This is a genomic window from Vibrio salinus (assembly GCF_021272385.1).
Classification (GTDB): Bacteria; Pseudomonadota; Gammaproteobacteria; order Enterobacterales; family Vibrionaceae; genus Vibrio; species Vibrio salinus.
Window position 1 is genome coordinate 955,263 of the sequence record NZ_JAJSDZ010000005.1, and the last position, 23,123, is coordinate 978,385.

The 23,123-nt window shown below is 37.9% G+C and carries 19 protein-coding genes; 9 read left to right on the forward strand and 10 right to left on the reverse strand.

All coding sequences use genetic code 11. From position 1 onward, the window contains the following. Positions 1–25: 25 nt before the first annotated feature. A protein-coding gene (gene prfB / locus LRQ06_RS04550; protein ID WP_232765241.1) for a peptide chain release factor 2 occupies positions 26–1,124 on the reverse strand; the annotation gives its coding sequence in 2 pieces (ribosomal slippage) (positions 26–1,048 and positions 1,050–1,124; 1,098 coding nt in all). A gap of 136 nt (positions 1,125–1,260) precedes the next feature. Beyond that, positions 1,261–2,577 (reverse strand): branched-chain amino acid transport system II carrier protein, encoded by a 1,317-nt coding sequence (gene brnQ, locus LRQ06_RS04555; RefSeq protein ID WP_232765242.1) that lies wholly within the window; start codon positions 2,575–2,577, stop codon positions 1,261–1,263. A gap of 170 nt (positions 2,578–2,747) precedes the next feature. Between brnQ and LRQ06_RS04560 the strand changes: the two genes are divergently transcribed. Together LRQ06_RS04560 and srmB are read left to right on the forward strand one after the other, a co-directional pair. After that, on the forward strand, positions 2,748–3,464 hold the full coding sequence (locus LRQ06_RS04560) for a tRNA1(Val) (adenine(37)-N6)-methyltransferase (RefSeq protein ID WP_232765243.1): 717 nt from the start codon (positions 2,748–2,750) through the stop codon (positions 3,462–3,464). Positions 3,465–3,543: 79 nt separating this feature from the next. Beyond that, positions 3,544–4,791 (forward strand): ATP-dependent RNA helicase SrmB, encoded by a 1,248-nt coding sequence (srmB, locus tag LRQ06_RS04565; protein ID WP_232765244.1) that lies wholly within the window; start codon positions 3,544–3,546, stop codon positions 4,789–4,791. 51 nt (positions 4,792–4,842) lie between these two features. On the opposite strand, the gene prfC is transcribed toward srmB, so the two are convergent. The 8 genes from prfC to LRQ06_RS04605 all read right to left on the reverse strand — a co-directional run bounded on the left by prfC (position 4,843) and on the right by LRQ06_RS04605 (position 13,333). After that, complete coding sequence (prfC, locus tag LRQ06_RS04570; RefSeq protein ID WP_232765245.1) at positions 4,843–6,426, reverse strand: peptide chain release factor 3; 1,584 nt, start codon at positions 6,424–6,426, stop codon at positions 4,843–4,845. A 179-nt stretch (positions 6,427–6,605) separates the two neighbouring features. Continuing rightward, on the reverse strand, positions 6,606–7,133 hold the full coding sequence (locus LRQ06_RS04575; RefSeq protein ID WP_232765246.1) for a GGDEF domain-containing protein: 528 nt from the start codon (positions 7,131–7,133) through the stop codon (positions 6,606–6,608). 73 nt (positions 7,134–7,206) lie between these two features. Further along, positions 7,207–7,647 carry a low molecular weight protein-tyrosine-phosphatase gene (locus LRQ06_RS04580; RefSeq protein ID WP_232765247.1) on the reverse strand — a complete coding sequence of 147 codons (441 nt, stop codon included), beginning with the start codon at positions 7,645–7,647 and terminating at the stop codon, positions 7,207–7,209. 15 nt (positions 7,648–7,662) lie between these two features. Beyond that, positions 7,663–8,778, reverse strand: a complete 1,116-nt coding sequence (locus LRQ06_RS04585; RefSeq protein ID WP_232765248.1) for an XrtA/PEP-CTERM system-associated ATPase — start codon at positions 8,776–8,778, stop codon at positions 7,663–7,665. Between the two features lie 2 nt (positions 8,779–8,780). Continuing rightward, on the reverse strand, positions 8,781–10,253 hold the full coding sequence (locus tag LRQ06_RS04590) for a TIGR03016 family PEP-CTERM system-associated outer membrane protein (protein WP_232765249.1): 1,473 nt from the start codon (positions 10,251–10,253) through the stop codon (positions 8,781–8,783). After that, positions 10,216–11,124 carry an XrtA-associated tyrosine autokinase gene (locus LRQ06_RS04595; protein WP_232765250.1) on the reverse strand — a complete coding sequence of 303 codons (909 nt, stop codon included), beginning with the start codon at positions 11,122–11,124 and terminating at the stop codon, positions 10,216–10,218. Before LRQ06_RS04595 ends, LRQ06_RS04590 begins: the two co-directional genes overlap by 38 nt. Next, entirely contained in the window at positions 11,124–12,671 is a 1,548-nt protein-coding gene (locus LRQ06_RS04600) for an XrtA system polysaccharide chain length determinant (protein ID WP_232765251.1), read from the reverse strand. Before LRQ06_RS04600 ends, LRQ06_RS04595 begins: the two co-directional genes overlap by 1 nt. Positions 12,672–12,685: 14 nt before the next feature. Then, on the reverse strand, positions 12,686–13,333 hold the full coding sequence (locus tag LRQ06_RS04605; protein WP_232765252.1) for an XrtA/PEP-CTERM system exopolysaccharide export protein: 648 nt from the start codon (positions 13,331–13,333) through the stop codon (positions 12,686–12,688). A gap of 602 nt (positions 13,334–13,935) precedes the next feature. On the opposite strand from LRQ06_RS04605, the gene LRQ06_RS04610 reads away from it, so the two are divergent. The 7 genes from LRQ06_RS04610 (at position 13,936) to LRQ06_RS04640 (ending at position 23,092) form a co-directional block, all read left to right on the forward strand. After that, positions 13,936–15,336, forward strand: a complete 1,401-nt coding sequence (locus LRQ06_RS04610) for a TIGR03013 family XrtA/PEP-CTERM system glycosyltransferase (protein WP_232765253.1) — start codon at positions 13,936–13,938, stop codon at positions 15,334–15,336. A gap of 43 nt (positions 15,337–15,379) precedes the next feature. Then, positions 15,380–16,222, forward strand: a complete 843-nt coding sequence (locus tag LRQ06_RS04615) for an XrtA system polysaccharide deacetylase (RefSeq protein WP_232765254.1) — start codon at positions 15,380–15,382, stop codon at positions 16,220–16,222. 4 nt (positions 16,223–16,226) lie between these two features. Then, positions 16,227–17,276, forward strand: coding sequence for a FemAB family XrtA/PEP-CTERM system-associated protein (locus LRQ06_RS04620; protein WP_232765255.1), 1,050 nt, complete (start codon positions 16,227–16,229; stop codon positions 17,274–17,276). A gap of 9 nt (positions 17,277–17,285) precedes the next feature. Beyond that, positions 17,286–18,509, forward strand: coding sequence for a TIGR03087 family PEP-CTERM/XrtA system glycosyltransferase (locus LRQ06_RS04625; RefSeq protein WP_232765256.1), 1,224 nt, complete (start codon positions 17,286–17,288; stop codon positions 18,507–18,509). After that, positions 18,503–19,933, forward strand: a complete 1,431-nt coding sequence (gene xrtA / locus LRQ06_RS04630; RefSeq protein WP_232765257.1) for an exosortase A — start codon at positions 18,503–18,505, stop codon at positions 19,931–19,933. The genes LRQ06_RS04625 and xrtA overlap by 7 nt, the downstream gene beginning before the upstream one ends. Positions 19,934–20,017: 84 nt before the next feature. Beyond that, positions 20,018–21,898, forward strand: a complete 1,881-nt coding sequence (locus LRQ06_RS04635; RefSeq protein ID WP_232765258.1) for an XrtA/PEP-CTERM system amidotransferase — start codon at positions 20,018–20,020, stop codon at positions 21,896–21,898. 6 nt (positions 21,899–21,904) lie between these two features. Then, a complete protein-coding gene (locus LRQ06_RS04640) occupies positions 21,905–23,092 on the forward strand; it encodes a glycosyltransferase family 4 protein (protein WP_232765259.1) in 1,188 nt (395 codons plus the stop codon). Positions 23,093–23,123: the final 31 nt, after the last annotated feature.

A 23,123-nucleotide genomic window follows, 5' to 3' on the forward strand; every position in this document is an offset into this window, starting at 1 on the left:
GATGTACCCTGTTATCGGTGAAAAGCTAAAGGCCTGATTTCAGGCTAGCTTCAATAAATTTGTCTAAATCGCCATCAAGGACAGCTTGAGTATTACGGTTTTCTACACCAGTACGTAAGTCTTTAATCCGGGAATCATCTAATACATACGAACGAATCTGACTGCCCCATCCGATATCGGATTTAGCGTCTTCATTCGCCTGCTTCTCAGCATTCTGCTTCTGCAGCTCATATTCAAATAATTTTGCACGCAACTGCTTCATTGCCTGATCTTTATTTTTATGCTGAGAGCGATCATTCTGACACTGAACAACAATGTTGGTTGGTAAGTGCGTGATACGCACAGCCGATTCAGTCGTGTTAACGTGCTGACCACCGGCACCGGAAGCCCGATAGACATCTATCCGCAAATCAGAAGGATTAATATCAATGGCAATATTGTCATCAACTTCAGGATAAACAAACGCCGAAGCAAAAGAGGTATGACGTCGGCCACCGGAGTCAAATGGTGACTTACGAACCAAACGGTGAACCCCGGTTTCTGTCCGTAACCAACCATAGGCATATTCGCCTGACAATTTCACCGTTGCAGACTTCAGCCCGGCAACTTCCCCTTCGGAAACCTCGATAACTTCAACTTTAAATCCTTTATCTTCGGCCCAGCGGAGGTACATACGCAACAACATTGATGTCCAATCCTGAGCTTCCGTACCTCCAGAGCCAGACTGAAGGTCCAGGTAACAGTCAGAGACATCGTGTTCTCCGGAGAACATACGACGAAACTCAAGTTTCTCCAGTTTTGCTTCCAGATCAGCCAGCTCCGGTTCAATTTCATCAAAGGTCTCCTGATCTTCTGCTTCAATGGCCAGTTCCAGTAATCCTTCAACGTCATCAACACCCTGATTCAACTGATCAATTGTCTCAACAACAAGTTCCAGGGATGAACGCTCTTTGCCTAAAGCCTGAGCCCGTTCTGGTTCATTCCAGACATCCGGTTGTTCAAGCTCAGCATTCACTTCCTCTAAACGTTCTTTTCTAATGTCGTAGTCAAAGATACCCCCTTAGGACTTCTGTGCGCTCTGACACATCCTGAAGACGGTTTTTAATTGGGTTGATTTCAAACATGTTTGCTCAATTTTCTGGTGTAGAATTAACCGCGGAATTGTACTGAAAAATGTGATGAAGATACAGGGAAAGTTTAAAATTGCTAAGGTGAAAACTATCCTCTCACTTAAAATCCAAAGTGAGAGGAACGAATCATCTAACCTTTTATTGCTTCAGAGGAAACCACTCGCTTATTCTCAGGAACAAAATACATCACAGAAATAGCAATAGAGGTTGGCAGTAACCATGCCATACCAATGCTAAACAGAGGAAGCATTGAGAGTGCTGAAACATCAATACCCGCTACTTTTGCTGCATCGATTAATGCAAAAATAAACGCCGTAAGAAGAACAACACGATATGTCGCCTGTTTATTTGAAAAATAATCCCGGATAAACGTTAATGCAACTAATGCTATCGCCACCGGATACAATGCAAATAAAACCGGGATAGAAAGGGTAATTAACTGTGCAAGTCCAACGTTAGCTATCACAGCACACAGAATGCTGTTAATAACAACCCAGGTTTTATAATTAAATGGAGTATAAGCACTGAAATAATCTGAACAGGCAGAAATCAGGCCTATTGCCGTCGTCAGGCAAGCCAGCAAAACAATAACTGACAGAACAAATTGTCCTTTAGTACCAAACAGAGCCTGTATATAAATACTTAATATCGTACCACCGTTATCCACACCACTGGCAATAGAGGAACTGGTCGCTCCCAAATAAAAAAGTGAAGTATAAACAAATGCCAGTCCGGCGGCGGCAATAAAAGCGGCAGCAATAAGATATTTCGTAGTGGCTTTACTTTCGGTAATTCCTTTGTTTTTCAGGGAATCAACCATCAGCATACCAAACATCAGAGAGGCAAAGGTATCCATTGTATTATAGCCTTCCAGGAAACCTTTCGTTAATGGCTGAACAAGGTAATCTCCAACCGGAGTTTGCATCATTCCCTGAGGGTTAGAAAACACTCCGACAGCGACAATCACTAAACCGATAAAAAGAGCAGGAGTAAGAACTTTACCAATAAGATCAATAAGTTTTCCCTGATACCAAGACAATAGACCGGCAATGGAAAAAAACAGGACCGAAAAAAGAGTCAGATAAAAAGCGCCGGTCGAATGAAATAACGGATTTACCGCCATTTCATAAGCGACAAGTCCGGTTCTTGGCGCGGCAAATGCCGGACCAATAATAATAAAAATCAAAGAAGCCATGATAGTGGAAACACGCTTAGGTAAATCTCTTGTCAGATGTTCCCAACTACCACCAACTAACGCAACTGCGATAATACCAATAAGAGGTAACCCAACTGCCGTCAATAAAAAACCACTCATTGCAGGAAATAAATTTGTCCCGGCAAGTTGTCCTGCCAGAGGCGGAAAGATAACATTACCAGCACCAAGGAAAAATGCAAAAAGCATAAAACCTAATGCAATAATATCGAATAATTTTAATGTCTGTTTCACAGAACACCCTTTTTATCATGTTGTGTTTATTTTTGTATTTGCTTATTAGTACCCAACGGTACTAATAAGAGGCGCATAGTGAGCAAATAGAATAAAATATTCAAGAAAAGCGATAAATTTAGTGTTTTATAGATCGTAAAGTATTTTTTACTAGCATAAAAAACCAACAAATGACAAACAACAAATTAACAAAAGATTTTCGGTTTAAACAATTTACCATTGTGGGGGGGCACTCCGGCATGCCTGTCAGTACCGACGGAGTACTGCTTGGCGCCTGGGCTTCGGTCCCTTCACACGGACACGTACTGGATATCGGGACAGGAACCGGATTACTGGCTCTGATGGTCGCTCAGCGATATAAGGAAATAGCCATTACAGCATTGGATATTGATGACTATGCTATTCAATCAGCAAGAAAAAACTGTCTGATGTCGCCTTGGGCGGAACGAATATCTGTTCAAAAAGAGGATATTACTCATTATCAACCAGAAAAGAAATTTTCCGGAATCATTTGTAATCCACCGTATTTCAACTCCGGGAAAACAGCCCGGCTAAATCAAAGAGCCAAAGCAAGACACACCATAAAACTAAAACATCATATTCTACTTGAACAGGCCTTTACGTTAACCACAGAGAACGGCGTAGCCAATTTTATTCTTCCGGCAACGGAAACTGAACGATTTCTGGAACTTGCTCAAAATTGCGGATGGTATACCACTCATCTGTGTCGTGTCTTCCCAACAACAAACAAAACAGCGTCAAGATACCTGATACACCTGAGTAAGCAGCCTGGTAATGTTTGTGAAGAAGCACTCACCATTCTCTGTAACGGTCAATACAGCCATGATTTTATCTCCTTAACTAAGGACTTTTATCTTAAGATGTAGAAATAAAGTGTGATCAACAGAGAAGATCCCACTATAATACCGCCCCTTATTTGATCTTATGACCGCGGAGAAGCTGCTTGTGATACGAACTTTTGCCGATTTAGACCTCGACCCAAACATTCTACAAGCGATTGAAGAAGCCGGATTTGACAGACCAACTCACATCCAGGCTCAGGCAATACCAGAGGCTCTTGATGGTAAAGATGTGCTGGCATCGGCCCCAACAGGCACAGGTAAAACAGCCGCATTTGTTCTGCCTGCATTACAGTATCTGCAGGATTTTCCGCGCCGTAATCCGGGACCGGCAAGAATTCTGATCCTAACCCCCACACGCGAACTTGCCATTCAGGTCGCCGAGCAGGCTAAACTGCTAGCCACACATACACGGCTAAATATATTTACAATTACCGGAGGCGTTCAGTATCAGGAACATGCTGATATTCTCGCACAAACACAGGACATCGTTGTTGCAACCCCAGGCAGGTTAATGGAATACATTGAAGCTGAAAGGTTTGACTGCCGGGCCATTGAATGGCTGATTCTCGACGAAGCAGACCGTATGCTCGATATGGGATTTGCACCAACCGTAGACAGACTGTCCGGAGAATGCAGATGGAGAAAACAGACATTACTCTTCTCTGCCACATTAGAAGGAAAAGGGGTGGAAGGATTTACGGCCGATCTTCTTAACAACCCGGCAAAAGTGGACGCAGAACCACCCAGACGAGAGCGTAAAAAAATCACGCAGTGGTATCACCGGGCGGACACCCTGACGCACAAGAATGACTTACTGAAAAAGATATTAACAGAGCAGTCTGAACGGGCTATTGTATTTGTTAAGACCCGGGAACGGTTAGCGGCCCTGCGTGCTGTTCTGGAATCAGAACAAATTGAGTGCGCCTGGATTCAGGGAGAAATGCCACAGGACAGAAGAAATAACGCCATAGCCCGTTTCAGGGACGGCACCGTCAATGTTCTTCTTGCTACTGACGTTGCTGCGCGGGGCATTGATATTCCTGATATCAGCCACGTAATCAATTATGATTTACCAAGAACTGCTGATGTATTTGTTCACCGAATAGGACGAACAGCCCGGGCCGGTAAAAAAGGCATTGCAATATCGTTAGTAGAAGCACACGACCAACCAATGATGGACAGAATTCAGCGCTATCTGAAAGAAGAAGTTAAAGAGCGCTTTATCGATGGCTTACGTGCTAAACACAAAAAACCTATTTTTAAAAAGAAAAAGAAAGTCAAAACATCAGCGGCCAAAGATAAGACAAAAAAACAGGGAAAGAAACAGAGAAAAAATAAAGGCAAAAGATAATACCGGTAAAAATAAAGCTCCAGACATGGAGCTTTATTATCAGATATAAGATTAATGTTCCCGTGTCGCCCGAAAATCCACATCCGGAAAACGTTCCTGAGCCAAATTTAAATTCACCATTGTTGGTGCGATATACGCTAAATTATCGCCCCCATCCAAAGATAAGTGAGACTCATTTTTCCGCTTAAACTCTTCCAGTTTCTTAGCATCATCGCACTCGACCCAGCGGGCGGTTGCCACATTGACGCTCTCATAAATCGCCTCAACGTTGTACTCCGATTTCAAACGGGCAACAACAACATCAAACTGAAGGACACCAACAGCCCCAACAATCAGATCGTTATTCTGCAAAGGACGAAATACCTGTACAGCCCCCTCCTCTGACAACTGCACCAAACCTTTTAACAACTGCTTCTGCTTCAATGGATCTTTCAGCCTGATACGCCGGAATAATTCCGGAGCGAAATTAGGAATCCCGGCAAATTTCAGCGTTTCTCCCTGAGTGAAAGTATCACCAATCTGAATGGTGCCATGGTTATGCAAGCCAATAATATCACCGGCAAATGCTTCTTCTGCTCTGGCTCGATCACCAGCCATGAAAGTGACAGCATCAGAGATACTAACCTGTTTCCCGGTACGTACATGATTCATTTTCATTCCCTGCGTATAAGCGCCGGAAACCACGCGTAAGAAAGCAATTCTGTCCCGGTGCTTAGGATCCATATTGGCCTGAATTTTAAATACAAAACCAGAGAACTTTTCTTCTGTCGCTTCAACAACCCGCTCATTTGCATGTCTTGGTTTGGGAGATGGTGCCCATTCTGTTAATCCATCCAGCATATGATCAACACCAAAGTTACCCAGTGCAGTACCGAAGAAAACCGGTGTTAATTCACCCTGAAGAAACAATTCTTCATCGAATTCATTAGAGGCACCCAATACCAGTTCAAGATCATCACGAAGCTGGGAGGCGAGTTCATCTCCAACAGCAGTGTCAAGGTCCGTATTATCCAGACCTTTTATAATCTTCACTTCCTGTATCGTATGGCCCTGTCCGGTTGAATACAAAATCGTTTCATCGCGATGAATGTGATACACCCCTTTGAACTCCTTACCACAACCGATCGGCCAGGTAATCGGAGCACACATGATATTAAGCTCGTTTTCTACTTCATCCATTAATTCCATTGGATCACGAATATCACGGTCTAGCTTGTTCATAAAGGTCAGGATTGGCGTATCCCTTAAACGGGTGACTTCCATTAATTTACGGGTACGATCTTCGACACCTTTCGCCGCATCAATGACCATAAGGCAAGAATCCACCGCGGTCAGTGTACGATAAGTATCTTCTGAGAAATCCTCATGTCCCGGAGTATCCAAAAGGTTAACCAGACAGTCGTTATAAGGAAACTGCATCACAGAAGTGGTAATAGATATCCCACGTTCTTTCTCCATATCCATCCAGTCTGACTTGGCATGGTGAGCCGCACCCCGTCCTTTTACCGTACCAGCCTGCTGAATGGCACGTCCGAATAACAGGACTTTTTCTGTAATAGTGGTCTTACCCGCATCCGGGTGAGAAATGATTGCAAACGTACGACGCCTGGATACTTCTTGAGGAACATTAGACATGACTAAAAATCTTCGTATAAACAGATCCGATACCGAATATATCGATATTGGGTATCTAATCTCAATGGTTAATAAATTGCGGGGTATTTTCGCTGATTTGGAGATGAGAAACAATCACAAAAATTAACCAGACAAAAAGAAGCACTCTATTGTATATCAGGACTTTCAACTTAGCGCTTTTAAACTTTAGTTAATGATTCCAACGCATCATGAACCAGTTGATCGGAAATGTTATCTTTAGAACTGGCATATCTCGCATCAAATTCAGCCAACCCAATAGTAATACTGACTTCATGTTGTTGATTACCCAAATCCTCTTTGACATGTTTCTGGATTCTCTCGGCAACAATTTTAGATGATATGTAATTGCAGTTATACAAAAGAAGAGCAAACTTGTCTTCACTGTAGTGAGACAGAACATCGCTGTCTCTTGAAATGGATTGAAGTAAATGAGCACTTTCTCTTATCAGATTATCAGCTGCTGAATTGCCATACTTATCTTTCAGAGAAGCATAATGAGCAAAATAAATCATAGCGAGCGATACCGGCATTTTCTGACGAATTGAAATGCGTAATAACGAATCTGCAACTTGTGTAAATAATTCCTTATTGTATAACTGAGTCAAAGGGTCATACATGCCAGAAATACTCAAAGCGTTGTTATTCATTGGAGTCGTTGGTTTTGTATACATATCATGAGTACTCATTCTGCCTTTTCATCATTAATAATAGTAGGCAAAAACGCATTTTCTATATACAAACCGTATCATACATGAGAAATTAAAACTTACGTACCCATTCTAATGCAGCATCTTCTATCTTGTTAAAAACGAGACGAAAAGTCAGATCATCTTTCTGATATGGATCGTCTATATTGACTGCACCAATCCAGCGAGAAAATAGAAAAGCTTTATAATTTGCCTCAGGAAAATTATGACAGATTTCTTCCAGTTGCTCTCTCTCCATGACCAAAATAACATCATGTTCATTAATTAATTCAGATGTTAATTGTCTGGCTCTGTGTTCTTTTAAATTAATGCCATACTCAGACGCAATTTGCACCGCCATAAAATCAGCAGGTTTCCCTTCCAAATGACTAATACTGACTATTGTGCCAGCAGACGTCACCTTTAGATCCGGCAACAGTTTTCGGAGTGTATATTCAGCGTAAGGAGAACGACATATATTACCAGCACAAACAACTAAAACACTTTTAAGCACATAAAAATCCTTATATTACAGTTCATTATCTCTGTCTTTGATTAGCTCCTTAAGCCAACGTTTTCCTGCCAACTTTTGAAAGCTTTTATCATCCTCGGTCTCAGATAAAATTTTTCTCTTCTCTCTAATCATTTTATCCAAATGTTTTATAGTCAAAGTCTTACGGTATAGAACATCATCTAAAACTTTAGTCACTTCCGCTAAAGTTTTATACACTTTTTCTATATCATGCAAGTCATTGTGAGTAACTTTAACGCCAGTATCGGTATCGGCACCGTTTAGGTTTCGCATTTTGTATTTGGAAGCATTCTGTAGCCCTCCTGAGAGTTCATCCCCCATCTCAGTTTTAACACTTTCAATGTGTTCCGTTGAGATGAATGTTATATTTTCCAGAAAAGCAAAAAGAAAAAGCCTATCCATAAAAATATTAATTTTACGAGGTACTCCTTTCGTATAATCCGCAATTAACTCAAAAGCCTCACTATTTAATTGTGGATTATCACTCCAACCAACCAATTTAAGCCGATGCTGTATGTAATTCTTCGTTTCTTCATTATCGAAAGGTTTCAGATGACACGAAGCAATAATTCTTTGCCTAAACTGCTCCATTTCAGGAAGCTCAATGATAGGTTTTAACTCTTCCTGTCCAAGTAAAAAGCTTTGAATAAGGGGCTTATCATCAATCTGAAAATTAGACAGCATTCTCAATTCTTCTATCGTTTCAGATGACAGATTTTGCGCTTCATCAAGAACCAGTAATGCTCTTTTCCCTTGGCGATGTAAGTTATTTAAAAAAGCTTCTAACCGCCTCAGAACATCCGCTTTCCCTAACCCTTCAACTTGCAATCCAAAATTGGCAGCTATCAAAGACACTAATGCTTCTGGTGTTAATCGCGTTGTAGCAATTTGAATAGCAACAATAGATTCATCAAGAGAAGAGATTAAACTCCTGGCTATGGTTGTTTTCCCTGTACCTATAGGGCCGGTAATGACAATAAAACCTTCACCTAATTCTAATCCATAACGCAGATAAGAGATGGCTTTATTATGGTGTGCACTCCCATAAAAAAAATGAGGATCTGGACTTAACTTGAATGGTTTATCAGAAAAACCAAAAAAAGACTCATACATAACTAAAGTTCTTTCCTAATGTTTATACTAATTCTGCTTTCCTGATATGCATCATTACTATTTGTCGATGAACGATCTTTATAAGATAGATCTAAGTTCATAGATAAATCACTGGCAAAATTTTTAGTAAAGGCAATACTCCAGTTTCGATAGTAATCCTCCTGAGTTATTTGTCCCTGATTATAAAAATCGTAGGACTCAAACTCAAAACCAGGAGATAATGTTGTTTGTCTTGTTAAATGATGTTCTAAAGATAACTTACTACTATATTTATCAACATTCGCACTTTGTATCGATAGGCTATTCATTGACTTTTGTTTTTCAGAAGAAACTTCCAGATTCACAGTAGTCCGACGTAATGCTAAGGACGATAACCATGACAACTTTTTAGAAATAGTCAGTTGCTCTATTTGGCTACCTTCGACATAAAGCTCTCTATTATAATTTGTTACTTCCTCTACATAAAAAATAGAATTAGTCAGTCTTCTCGTCTTATGAGTTAAAGAAAAAGCATAAGCATTTCCATAAAAGCGCTTCGTATAGTTAAAATCAAGAACAGTCTTTTCTGATGGATTAAGATGTACTCCGCCTCGCCAAAAGTCTGAATTATCGCCATCTAATACAAAATCGTACCCAAGTTCAATATAAGAACGCTTATCGATGTAGTACCTTACACCAGGGCCCCAGCTGGAAGAATCCGCACTATCATCATCTGTTTGTCCACTATATTCCTCATAGTACAAATGCACCAAAGGGCTGAATCTATTAACTGGCTGTAACCCAAATTTTTGATCTAACTCGGACGAACCAGTACTCTTTTCATCCTCTTTCCCAACTGTAGCTTTATAGTCATAATCAACAGACCAGAAATATTTCTTTACCGCACGACCTTGCTTAGAAACAATTTGTCCGGTGTAAGTGGTATTATCACCCACACTATCTTCATTATCAGTAAGTGAACTATCGATACTTGCAAGTAAATCCATAACACCAGAGGGATTACTCTGATAAGACAACCCGACTCCGACATTACGACTTTCAATCGTATTTTCGGTTGAAACATCTGTATTCGCATTTTCTTTTATACTTCGGGCAACATTCGAAACCGAAGCTATCGCTTTACCTCTGAGATTTATCTTTGAAAATAACCCCTTATCCGCAGAAAAACTCAATTTGTTATACAATTTATCTTTATCTGAATCATAAGAATATAGGAGCTGCTCAATTTGGTAATCGAGAGATAAATTGCCATTATTACCATCAGACTTTAATTTCAAACCGGCAATAAGAGAAGTAATATTACTGCTTCTTTTATCTTCACTGGTTAAATTAACGTTATCTGTATAAGTAAATTTACTCTCTATTCTTGGTGTCACGACAACATCAGCAGCATAGCTATACCGCATAAACCAAAGCACCAGAAGAATCAGACAGCTCTTATTTATTCTTATCCTTTGTACCATAGCCGTATCCATAGCCGTACCCATAACCGTATCCACTACCGGCTTTGTGCACCGCTTTATTTATAACGAATCCTATATCAACATCGTTATTTAAAAGTGAAACTGCTTGTTTTACATCAGAAACTTTTGTTTTATTCTGTTCAACGACAACAATCACCTGATCAACCAAATTTGACATCGTAACTGTTTCAACCACCCCTATTAATGGAGGACTATCAAGCAAAATAATCCTATCCGGATAACGATTTGCCAATTCTTCCATCAAAGCTTCCATTCTGGAGCTGGAAAGCAATTCATAACTCATGTCATGAGACACACCCGCAGGCATAATACGAAAGTCAGGGATTGAGGTTGGGTAAATAATCTCACCGATATCATCTACATTACCCAATAAATAATCGTTTAATCCGGGTTTCTCTCCAAACCCTAATGTATCTGCTACACTGGGACTTAATACATCGGCATCGATAAGTAGAACTGTCTTATCTCTTTCTGACGCAATACTTAACGCTAAATTTATCGAAATAAACGTTTTCCCTTCATTTGCATTTGCGCTGGAAATCATAATTAAATTTCGGTTATGCTTTTTAGCGCCATTTTCCGCAACAACTGAATTTTTTAGTAATTTATGTTTAATCACCCTAAATTCATCTTTAATGAATCTTTCTTTTAAGCTGCTGTTATTACTTATCATTCCTAACCTTTCCAGCCGCTCATCATCAATAAAAATGCTCCGGTTATGCTGCTCTGGTTTTATTTGGAACGTTATATTTTCTTTTATGTACTTTGCTTCATTTTTCTGCAAATGTTCTGAATCGGTCATTGAAGCAACACCAGAAGAAGAATGATTCAATTTCCCCATTGCTTTTTCAATAGTACTCACTATGCGCTCACTCCATGCATCAGATATTCTTGCAAAGATGGGACTATGCTAATTGTTAAAAAAGCCACAAAAAGTATCACCAACAAAATATTAGAGAGGATAAAATATCTTGTTTTCCTTTTTTCCCACGCAACCATACAAGAAATATCAGTTGCACCTACGACACCATATACAGGGCACCCAACAGCCTGCATAATCTGACCGGTAGATGAAATAACGGGAGATATTTGGCTAACAAAAAAAGAAAGACCAATCCCTCCGCCAATGCCGAGAATAAGAATAGCAGTCAAAAATAAAGCTCTTGGTGGACCTGATGGTTTTTCTGGAACTCTTGGTGCATCAATGATTCGGAACTTGATATCATCTGATGAGTCACCAACACTTTGTGAGATCAGTGCACTTTCCTTACGCGACAATAGCTGCTCATACTTTTCTTTAGTAATGCGATAATCACGAGTTAAAGCTGTAAGCTTAGCTTCAACATCCGGGACGGTATCTATATTTTTCTGAAGCTCGGCAATCTTTTTTTCATAACTCTGAACACGCACTCTAAGAGATGCGACATCACTTTCAGACTCACTGTAATTTTTCTTTATGTCCTGGTAAACCAGATTATTGGCCAACACATCTTTCACAGTATAGGTAGCAAGCCTTTTTTTCTTCAGAGCCTCCAGTTTCTTAAGCTGATGACGTGTTTCTACTACATCTGGATGTTTATCCGTATAACGAAATGAAAGATCATCTAACCTTTGATGAAGTGCAATAATTCGATCGTCATACTCAGTTTTTCCTCTTGAAACAAGAGCTCCAGCTCTTGACTCTTCTTGCTGCAACTGTGATTTGATAGACTTCAGCTTTGTTTCCGCTTCTTTTAACGCTAACTGAGCATCTTCCAATTCAGATTTATTTTTAGACAACATAGAATAGTAATTGCGATCACTTCCCGGCATTAATCCACTATATTTGCGCTTAAACTCAGCAAGCTTCGCTTCTGCACTCTGTAATCGGGATTTGTAATCAGAAATTTGGCCGGCAATGACCTGACTAGCATTATCGGTATCTAACCGCTGTTCTGAGAGGGTATTCTCTACAAACACATTAAGAGCAGCCTGAACGACCTCTTTCGTATAACTTGGCTCCAGTCCAGTGTAACTGATTGAATATAAATTTTCTCTTCCCGCAGAGCGAATATCTATATTAGACTCTAAATCCTTGATAATATCTTCATATTCTTCGCTGTTTTTAGCTCTTACGTCAGCATCGACATCCCGGGCAATCGTTTCTAAATTTGAACGACTTAATAAAGTTTTAACCATTAACTTTAATTCCCTTGATGGATCCGTCTGGACGGCTAATCCATGCAGCAAAGGTTGTAATATTGATCGAGTATCAGCATATACTCGTGCTTCTGAAGTATATTGATTTGGCAGTAATGTAATAAAAATCCACCCAAGCACACATACAATCCAACTCACGACCATAATGTAACGTCTTTTGAGCCAAATTCCCTGAATATACTGGATAATTTCTTCAAACATTTCTTGCATTTATATGCCCTTATTTAAAACCATGCTTCAGGGATAATAATGATATCTCCCGGTAAGATATCGACATTTGCTTTAATATCACCATCTGTAAGCAAATCATCAATTTTCAACCCAAATTGCCTTTGCTTTCCATTCACTACTCTTATTAAACTGGCATTATTTCCATCCGCATATTCTGTCAATCCACCAACCTGAATCATTACATCCAACAAAGACATATTTTCTATATAACTTATCGCCTTGGGTTCAGATGCTTCTCCAATTACACGAACCTGTTCACTAAATGGACCGGTAAACCCCTTCACTATCACCGACACAATGGGCTCTCTAATATACTGTGATAATCGGGATTCAATCTCTCTTGCGAGTTCTGTAGGTGTTTTCCCTGAAGCTTTAATATCTTCCACTAAAGAGGTTGTTATCATTCCATCTGGCCTGACGGTGTAATCACCTGAAACCTCAGGGTTTCCCCAAACAAACACATTCAAATTATCTCCAGGACCAATCAAATAAGAATAATCATCAATATTTTTTGTTAAAGAGGCATGTACTGTTGCAGAAGGTAACTCCGGAAGAGAACTCGAGCAGGCAATGATAAATAAAGAACAACACAGAACGATACAGCGAGAAACGAAAAATAATAATCTACCAAGTCCTTTCATGGTAATATCCACCGTAAATTTGAGTGTCCTCCCTACTTCTTCGTCTTTTTTTTAAAACAAACTGACGACGATGGGGCGGAAGGCGACTGTTAGACAATTTATTAATATCAATAATAATATACAATCACTTAATAGCACCTATACTTTTATCAGCAATCCTCTATTGTCTCACAAATTAGACAACAGACAATTTCACACAAAAGTTTTCGACAAAGCTAAAAAGCATAGTAAAATATGTCATCATAATATGATGAACATATATAGAAAACGTTAACTTAAGTGTCATAATTAACAAAAGATATTAATGAGAATTATAACCATCTAATTATTCTAATAAATAAAAAGTTCTCAAACAAGTATATCATTTTTAAAAAATTGCTAAGTATGAATAGGCTAAACTAGTTAACCTACTCATTTTACTTGAATTAACAAATTTGTAATTTACATAAGCGTTTATTACATGTTAAAGAGTACATAAAATTTAATTTCTATTGATAGTAAGGCTTAAGGATTATTAGTCAACAAAGCTTAACACATTGAAATAGCAAAAATAATCAAATTAATGTTAATCATTGCTATTAATTAATAGTAGGGTTGAATATATGAGTAGGTCACATTTTAACGAACTAAAACTGAGCAGCATCATAATAATAGCAGCAGATTTAATTGCCATACTTGCAACATATCTTATTAATGAGATGGTTTTGAATAAAGCTTTTATCTCCGATACATTTGAATATAACTGGGAATCATCATTTGTATATCCAGTTATCTTTATGTCTATTATTTCTTTATGTATTCTTTCTGTTGGGCTATATAATCAACGACTGCGAGAGACATTTAACGGCATTACTATAAGAATTTTCGTCGGAATATTACTTGCTTATTTTATTATCAAGCTTATTTTCTCAATTACCATACTTGATGAAGTATCGGCTAATTTCTCCGAATATTATCTTTTCAGCACTTTTTTAGCTTTAGCGTTGGTACGTTATATCATTAGTAAAACTCCCTATCAAAGTATTGGAATACGTAGGGTCTTAGTTCTGGGAGCAGGAGAGAGAGCAAAAATAATTGAACAGTATATGCGAAGAAAAACTGATCGTATTGGTATTGAATTTGTTGCATTTATACCAATGAGTGGCGATTCAGAAAATGGCATAAAAAACGAAACCAAAATTGAGTTAAACCAGCCTTTAGAACAATTTGTATTAAATCACGATATTGATGAGATAGTGATTGCATGTGATGAGCGACGAAATGTATTACCAAATGACAGTTTATTCATATGTAAAAAATACGGTATAAAAATTACTGATATTATAGACTTTTTTGAAAGTGAAACCGGGCAGGTTGCCGTTAATCAGATTTATCCCTCATGGATTATTTACGGTTCAACTAACTACTATAACCCACTTCACAAATCAATAGACTGGCTTTTTAACTGTTTAATTGCATTAGTGATATTCGCTCTTACCTGGCCAATCATGATACTGACAGCATTTGCAATCAAACTTGAAGATGGCTGGAAGTCCCCTATTTTGTACTCTCAGAAACGGACTGGTTTGGAAGGAAAAACATTTGATATCTATAAATTCAGAAGCATGAAAACTGATGCAGAGAAAGATGGTGTCAAATGGGCTCAGAAAAGTGATCCTCGTGTCACTAAAGTGGGAAACTTTATAAGAAAATATAGAATCGACGAATTACCACAGCTGTTTAATGTTATAAGAGGAGATATGGGATTTGTCGGACCAAGACCTGAACGTCCTCAATTTACAGAGGAATTTGAACTTGATATTCCGTACTACAACCATAGGTTCAATGTTAAACCAGGTTTAACCGGCTGGGCTCAGTTGAAATATCCTTACGGAAGCAGCAAACAAGATGCTGTAGAAAAATTGAAATATGATTTGTATTACATTAAAAATCGAGGTTTTCTTTTCGATTTACTCATATTACTGAGAACAGCAGAAATAATTTTATTTGGTAAAGGGCGTTAGGCAAATAAGGATATTTGATTCAAATAGATAAGGTAGTCAAATCATGGTTCAGACAAGCTGTAATGCTATGACTGTTGATGTCGAAGATTATTTTCATGTCGCTGCGTTTGAGAATAAAATTCAATTTAAAAATTGGGGCTCAGAATATTCGATCCGAGTAGAAAGGAATACAGAACGATTATTAGAAATTTTTGAAAATCATAATGCTAAAGCAACTTTCTTTATGTTGGGTTGGGTGGCAGAAGCTTGCCCTACGCTAGTAAAAAAAATTGCGGACAATGGTCACGAATTAGCCAGTCACGGCTACGCCCATAAAAGGGCAAATACTCAATCGCCGAAAACGTTCCGGGAAGATATCTACAGAGCAAAAACGTTTTTAGAAGATACATCCGGTATTGAAGTTCGTGGATACAGAGCACCAAGTTTTTCCATCGACCCAAGTAATGAGTGGGCTTTCAGCATTTTAGCAGATTTAGGTTTTACTTTCAGTAGTAGCACATACCCGGTTAAACATGATTTATATGGTGCTCCAGATTGGCCTCGATTCAAATATTTAAGACCTGAAGGAATAATAGAAATACCAATACCAACTAATAATAGTGTCGGATTTAATGTACCAATTGGTGGAGGTGGCTTTTTCAGACTTTATCCTTATCATCTTAGTAAATTTCTGATACAAAAATTTATTGAACAAACAGGTCAACCCTATAGTTTCTATTTCCATCCTTGGGAAATTGATACAGAGCAACCAAGAGTATCTGGTATACCAATCAAATCACGATTTAGGCATTACCTGAATATTAGTCGAATGGAAAAAAGATTAAACCGATTACTGACTGACTTTAGCTGGGACACAGTAAGCAATACATATCAATTAAATGGGTAACAAGATGAACGCAACTCTAAAGATCAGAAAAATAACTGATCAAGATTTTGCTAACTGGGATCATTATGTTGATAACCATTCTGATGGCACTTTTTTCCATTTATCAGGATGGATTAATGTAATTACAGAAGTATTTAATCATCGTCAGCATTACCTTCTGGCAACAAGGGGAGAAGAAGAAAAAATTGTGGGTTTGCTTCCTCTTTTTGAACAGAAAAGCCTGATTTTTGGTCATGCTCTAATCTCTACCCCCTTCTGCGTCTATGGCGGGGTAATCGCAAATGATGAAGATATTCGTCATGAGCTGGAAGCTAAAGCTTATAAACTGGGATGCGATTTAAATGTCGATTATGTAGAAATACGTGACAAATACTGTCGTGAATCCAGGGAACCATGGCAAGCACATTGCCACCATTCAACATTTTTTACGACTATTGAAGACTCTTCAGAACAAATTCTAACTTCTATAAAAAGGAAACAAAGAGCCGTTGTCCGGCATTCGTTAAACAATGAGCTTAGCTGGAATAATACTGATAATCCCGAATTATGCTATGACGTATATGCTGAAAGTGTTCGCAACCTGGGAACTCCGGTATTCAGTAAAAAGCTATTTTTAAACCTGAAACGTACATTTGGAAACCAATGTGAAACACTTATTATTAATGATAATCAAAATCATGCTATATCCAGTGTCCTCAGTTTCTACTATAAAGGTAACGTACTTCCTTACTACGGAGGCGGAACACTTCAAGCCCGCTCTTTAAAAAGTAACGACTACATGTATTACCAACTCATGTGCACCGCCAGGGAAAAAGGAATAAAAAGCTTTGATTTTGGAAGAAGTAAACATAACTCTGGGTCTTTTAAATACAAAAAAAACTGGGGTATGCAAGAGGAAAAGTTGCATTACAAAGTAGCTTTAGTAAAAAGCAAACAATTGCCTAATTTTTCACCAAACAATCCCAAATATAAATTTTTTATCAGTATGTGGAAAAAAATGCCACTAACTTTAAGTCGAGTTATTGGGCCCAATCTATCAAAGTATCTGGGATAACATAATATAATGAAAGAAAAGCTGCTTTATCTCTGTCATAGAATCCCTTTCCCTGCAAATAAAGGAGATAAAATCGCGACATGTAATATTCTTAAATATTTAAACAAGCACTATGATATTTATTTAGGATGTTTTATCGATGATCCTTTTGATTTTCAATATAAAAATGATGTACGGCTCTTATGCAAAGATGCATTCTTTGTTGAATTAAATACAACTAAATCAAAGATAAAAGGGTTAAGTGCTATATTTTCAGGCACCCCCATTACATTGCCGTACTATCACAGCCATAAGATGAATCATTGGGTACAAAAAACAATTATTGAAAACAACATAAAAACGGCTTTCGTATTCTCCAGCTGTATGGCCCAGTACCTATTGGGCGATAAATTACCAGAAATGCATAATGTCATACACTTTGCGGATATCGATTCGGACAAATGGAGACAATATGCAGAAAAAAGAAAAGGTTTAATGCGCTGGATCTACACAAGAGAACATAAAACTCTTGAACAATATGAAAAACATGTTGCTGATAAATTTTCAATTAGCTGTTTTGTATCTGAAGCAGAAACCGCTACATTTCAAAATATGTTAGCTAAAGAGCAACAACAAAAAATTCGAACTCTATGTAACGGGATCGATTGTGATTTTTTTTCACCTGAAACAGATATAAAGCTTAGCGAACAATATTCTTTAAAAGAACAAAACTACATTGTTTTTACAGGTGCAATGGATTATTGGGCAAATGCAGATGCAGTAAGCTGGTTTGCGGAACATGTCTGGACCAAAGTAAACAAAAAACTGCCTGACAGTTTGTTTTATATTGTTGGTAGCTCACCTTCTAAACAAGTACTGAACCTTCAGGAAATCCCCGGAATAATAGTGACAGGAAGAGTCGAAGATATCCGCCCGTATTTATCACATGCAAAAGCTGCTGTCGCCCCCATGCAGATAGCCAGAGGGATACAAAACAAGATTCTGGAAGCCATGGCAATGGAGAAAATCGTCATCACAACAAGACGAGGTATTGAAGGAATCGAAAATTACCCAAAAGATCATCTCCATGTATCAGAATCTTCAGATGAGATCACAAACTGGGTTATTGATCTATTAACAAACAACAAACAATCAGCGAGTAAATCTAGAGACTGGTTAAAACAAACCTACAGCTGGGAAGCGAAACTAGCACCATTATTAAGTTATTTAAAAGACAGGGATAGCTTATGCTAAGCATGCTTCTACTGAGATTCACTCTTCCTTTTGCTGCATGGTTAGTATTCTTTCATAAATCATTAATCAATATGATTGGTGTATGGGAGCACTCCAAAACATATGAACACTGTTATTTAATAATACCGATTAGTATATGGTTAGTCTGGCAAGAAAGGCAAAAAGCAAAGGATGCATCTGTCACTATATCCTGGATACCTGTTGCTCTTCTTATCCTGCCTTGCATATTATGGATAATAGGTCACACTGCCAATATAGCTTTCTTTGAACATATAGCTACCATCACAAGCTTGCAACTCATTATTTGGGCAATGATTGGCACAAAAGCCGCAAAAGCATATTATTTCCCAATACTTTATTTAACGTTCTGCATTCCATTTGGAGAAGAATTAATACCATTCCTACAAAATATTACTGCAGAAATATCTGTATCTCTTGTCCAATTAAGCGGTATTCCGATCTACAGAGAAGGCATGTACCTTACATTACCTAATGGGCAGTTTGAAATAGCAGAAGCTTGTTCTGGTATACGCTTTCTTATATCAAGCATCGCTCTTGGGACTTTATTTTCATTTATTTTCTTTAAGAAGTGGTGGAAATTCTTTCTATTCATTATATTTTCCTCCACTTTTCCTATAATTGCTAATGGAATTAGGGCTTATGGTATCATTATGATTGGTAATTTCAGTAATATGAAATATGCCACAGGTGCTGATCACCTTATTTATGGGTGGTTTTTCTTTAGTCTCGTCATCATTTTTATGTTTTTCATTGCATATTATTTCCAGGATGAAGAGAGAGAAGCCATAAACATAACGACCACCTCACAAAAATCAGCAATTAAAATTCACTCTCAACTTAAAGTTTCAATATGTATAATAGTTATTTTCTCGATCTTTACAGCTTGGAGTAAATCCATTTACTACAGTACATTTCAAATAAATAAACCGATAGCATTATCACCACAACTCAAGCAAATACCGTCTTCAAAATGGGATATTTCATTTCCTGATGCTGATCAAACCATATTAGCCTCTTCATCAGACCACTCAGTTCAATTTTTCTCTGCAAGATATTATTTAGGAGAAAAACATGGTGAGCTGATTAGTAGTAGAAATCACTTATATAACAAAGAAGAGTGGTCATTAGACGATACATCGACATTAAAAATAAGTAACAAAGAAGCATCTGAAATATCATTAAAAAATGCAAAAGGTGATACAAAAAGAATCATTTATTGGTACTGCATCAATAATTATTGTTCAAGTAATGACTTAAAAATAAAACTGCTTAAATCCTATAAAATTCTACTAAAAAAACAAGCATATGCAGATATCATCGCCATTTCCAGTACAGTTTTATCATCTAACCGTTTAAAAACAATATTTTTAAGAAATACCAGACACAAAAACAAAGATAATTAAGGTAATACAATAAGCTATAACACCATTACTCTAATAACACAGCAGAATATATGAGCCCCTTACAAGTCGATATGGAGGACTAAAATGTGCGGAATATCAGGGATTTTCAACATACAACAAGCCTCTCCTATAAATAAAGAAATATTACAAACTATTAACCGGTTACAAAGTCATAGAGGGCCGGATGATGAAGGTTATTTTATTGATAATAATATAGGTTTGGCCCATAGACGACTGTCGATCATTGACTTATCAGGAGGTCACCAGCCGGTTTTTAACGAAACAAAATCTGTCTGCGTTGTTTTTAATGGGGAAATATACAACTATAAAATCTTAGTCACTGAGCTCAGTGAACTGGGACATCAATTTGAAACACTCTCAGATACCGAAGTCATTGTTCATGCCTGGGAAGAATGGGGAGTAAACTGCGTCGAACGTTTTCAAGGGATGTTCTCTTTCGCCTTATGGGATCGTTATAAACAACAGCTTTTCATTGCACGGGATCGGTTAGGTAAGAAACCTTTATATTATACACAAACACGAAAAGGTCAGTTCATTTTCGGCTCAGAACTAAAAGTTCTTTTGGGCCACCCTGACATAGACAAAACATTGCGCAATGAAATTGCAGAAGAATACCTTATGTATGGATACCTTCCAGATCCATACACAGCTTATAAGAATATTTTCAAATTAAATCCTGCTCATTATTTGCTTCTAACACCAGGATCTACACTTAAACCAGTTCAATACTGGGATCTCCAAACACCAAAATCAACATTGTCCTGGCAAGATACTCAAGACTCTTTGATCTGTAATTTAAAAGAAGCGGTTCAAATTAGAATGCTAGCCGATGTCCCTCTGGGGGCCTTCTTATCAGGGGGCGTCGACTCAAGTGCTATCGTCGCTATGATGGCTAACCTACAAAATAATCCTGTTACAACTTGTGCCATCGGCTTTAATGAGAAATCTTATGATGAAAGTGAATATGCAAATCAACTTGCTCATAGATACAAAACCAACCATATATCAAAAATTGTATCATCTGATGATTATGATCTTATTGATCGACTAATTGATATATATGATGAACCTTTTGCCGATAGCTCTGCACTCCCAACCTATAAGGTATGCCAATTAGCCAGACAATCTGTAAAAGTTGCCCTTTCGGGAGATGGTGGTGATGAAGTTTTCGCTGGTTATCGTCGTTATCGCCTTCAAATGGCAGAAGAAAATTTACGTTCTAAAATACCGCATCAACTACGTAAACCTCTATTTGGTACATTGGGAGTGTTATACCCTAAAGCAGACTGGGCACCCCGGTGCTTAAGAGCAAAAACGACGTTCCAGTCACTCGCAATGAATACAATAGAAGCCTATGGAAATACAATGTCCAGACTTCGTGCGGATCAACGGAAGATGCTGTTTACATCCGAATATACAAAGCAATTAAATGGTTATTCAGGATTAGAAATAATAAAACAGCATGCAGCTAATTTTTCTTCAGAAGACCCACTTAAGTTAATTCAATATCTTGACATCAAAACCTGGCTACCCGGAGACATTCTGACAAAAATAGATCGAGCCAGCATGGCAAATTCTCTGGAAACAAGAGCTCCACTCCTAGATCATCAATTTATTGAATGGGCATTCTCAATTAATAACGCTGATAATATCCGGGGAACGCAAGGTAAATATGCCTTCAAAAAAGCACTGGAACCATACGTTGACGACAATATTCTCTATCGCCCTAAAATGGGATTCAGCATTCCTATGTCTAATTGGTTCAGAGGACCATTAAAAGAAAAACTAAAAACAAATGTTCTCTCAGAACAGATGTTTGACAGTGGATATTTTAAACCGGAATATTTAACTAAATTAGTTAATGAGCACACCAGTGGCAGAAGCGACCATAGCGATGCTCTATGGTGTTTACTCATGTTTGGCCAATTTCTTAACCGGCAGTAATTACCTATGAAAATATTAACCGTTTCTACTTTATTTCCTTTTGTAAACAATCCCAAGCATGGAATATTTGTTGAAACACGTCTACGCCAACTTCAGCAACATTATCCAGATATTGAAGCCAAAGTTATTGCACCAATCCCTTATTTTCCTTCTAAAAACGAAATATTCGGGAGCTATGCTCAATATGCAAAAGCGCCTGAATTTGAAGAACGATATGGGATTGATGTGTATCACCCTCGCTATCTTGCTATTCCTAAAGTAGGAATGACACTAACACCATTAACACTGGCATATAGTATCTATAATCAGGCAAAAAAAATAATTAACAATGGCTACGATTTCGATTTAATAGATGGGCATTATTTTTATCCGGATGGGGTTGCCATTAGAAAAGTGGCAAAAAAATTAAATAAGCCATTCACTGTTACCGCCAGAGGTACCGATATTAATCTAATTCCCAGCTTCAAAAAGCAGAAAAAACAAATCCAGCAAGTTCTGAATCAAAGTGATCATAACATGGCAGTATGTGAGGCTCTTAGACAAGAAATGATAAAGCTAGGAGCTTCCCCGGGAAAAGTCAGCACATTACGCAATGGTGTAAATTTGGAGTTATTTTCTTTCGCTGATAAAGAAAAACAAATGAACTTAAGAAAGAAACTCCATCTGTCGGAAGATAACCCTGTCGTAATATCAGTGGGTCACCTCATAGAAAGAAAAGGTCATCATCTGGTTATTGATGCTATAAGTCAAATCCCAAATGTTGAACTTCTTATCGCTGGAGAGGGTCCCGATATAAAAAGATTAAAAACATTAGTAAAAACAACAAATATGGAAAAAAGGGTGCATTTTCTTGGTAGTTTAACTCAAGAAAAACTGTCAGATTATTACGGAGCATCAGATGTACTGGTTTTAGCATCCAGTAGAGAAGGTTGGGCAAATGTTCTTCTGGAAGCCATGTCATGCGGAACTCCAGTAGTCGCAACAAATATTTGGGGGACACCAGAAGTTGTCCAGACACCAGAAGCCGGAAAATTGGTTGATAGAAATGCATATGATATAAAAAATGGTATAACAGATATATTAAACAGTCCTATTGATAGAAATAAAACCAGACTGTATGCAGAAAAGTTTAAGTGGGAATCCACTTCAAAAAAACAACATGAAATCTTCAATAGTATAAATAGAAAAAATTAATTTTTATTTGTACTTAACATGCTATGAGATT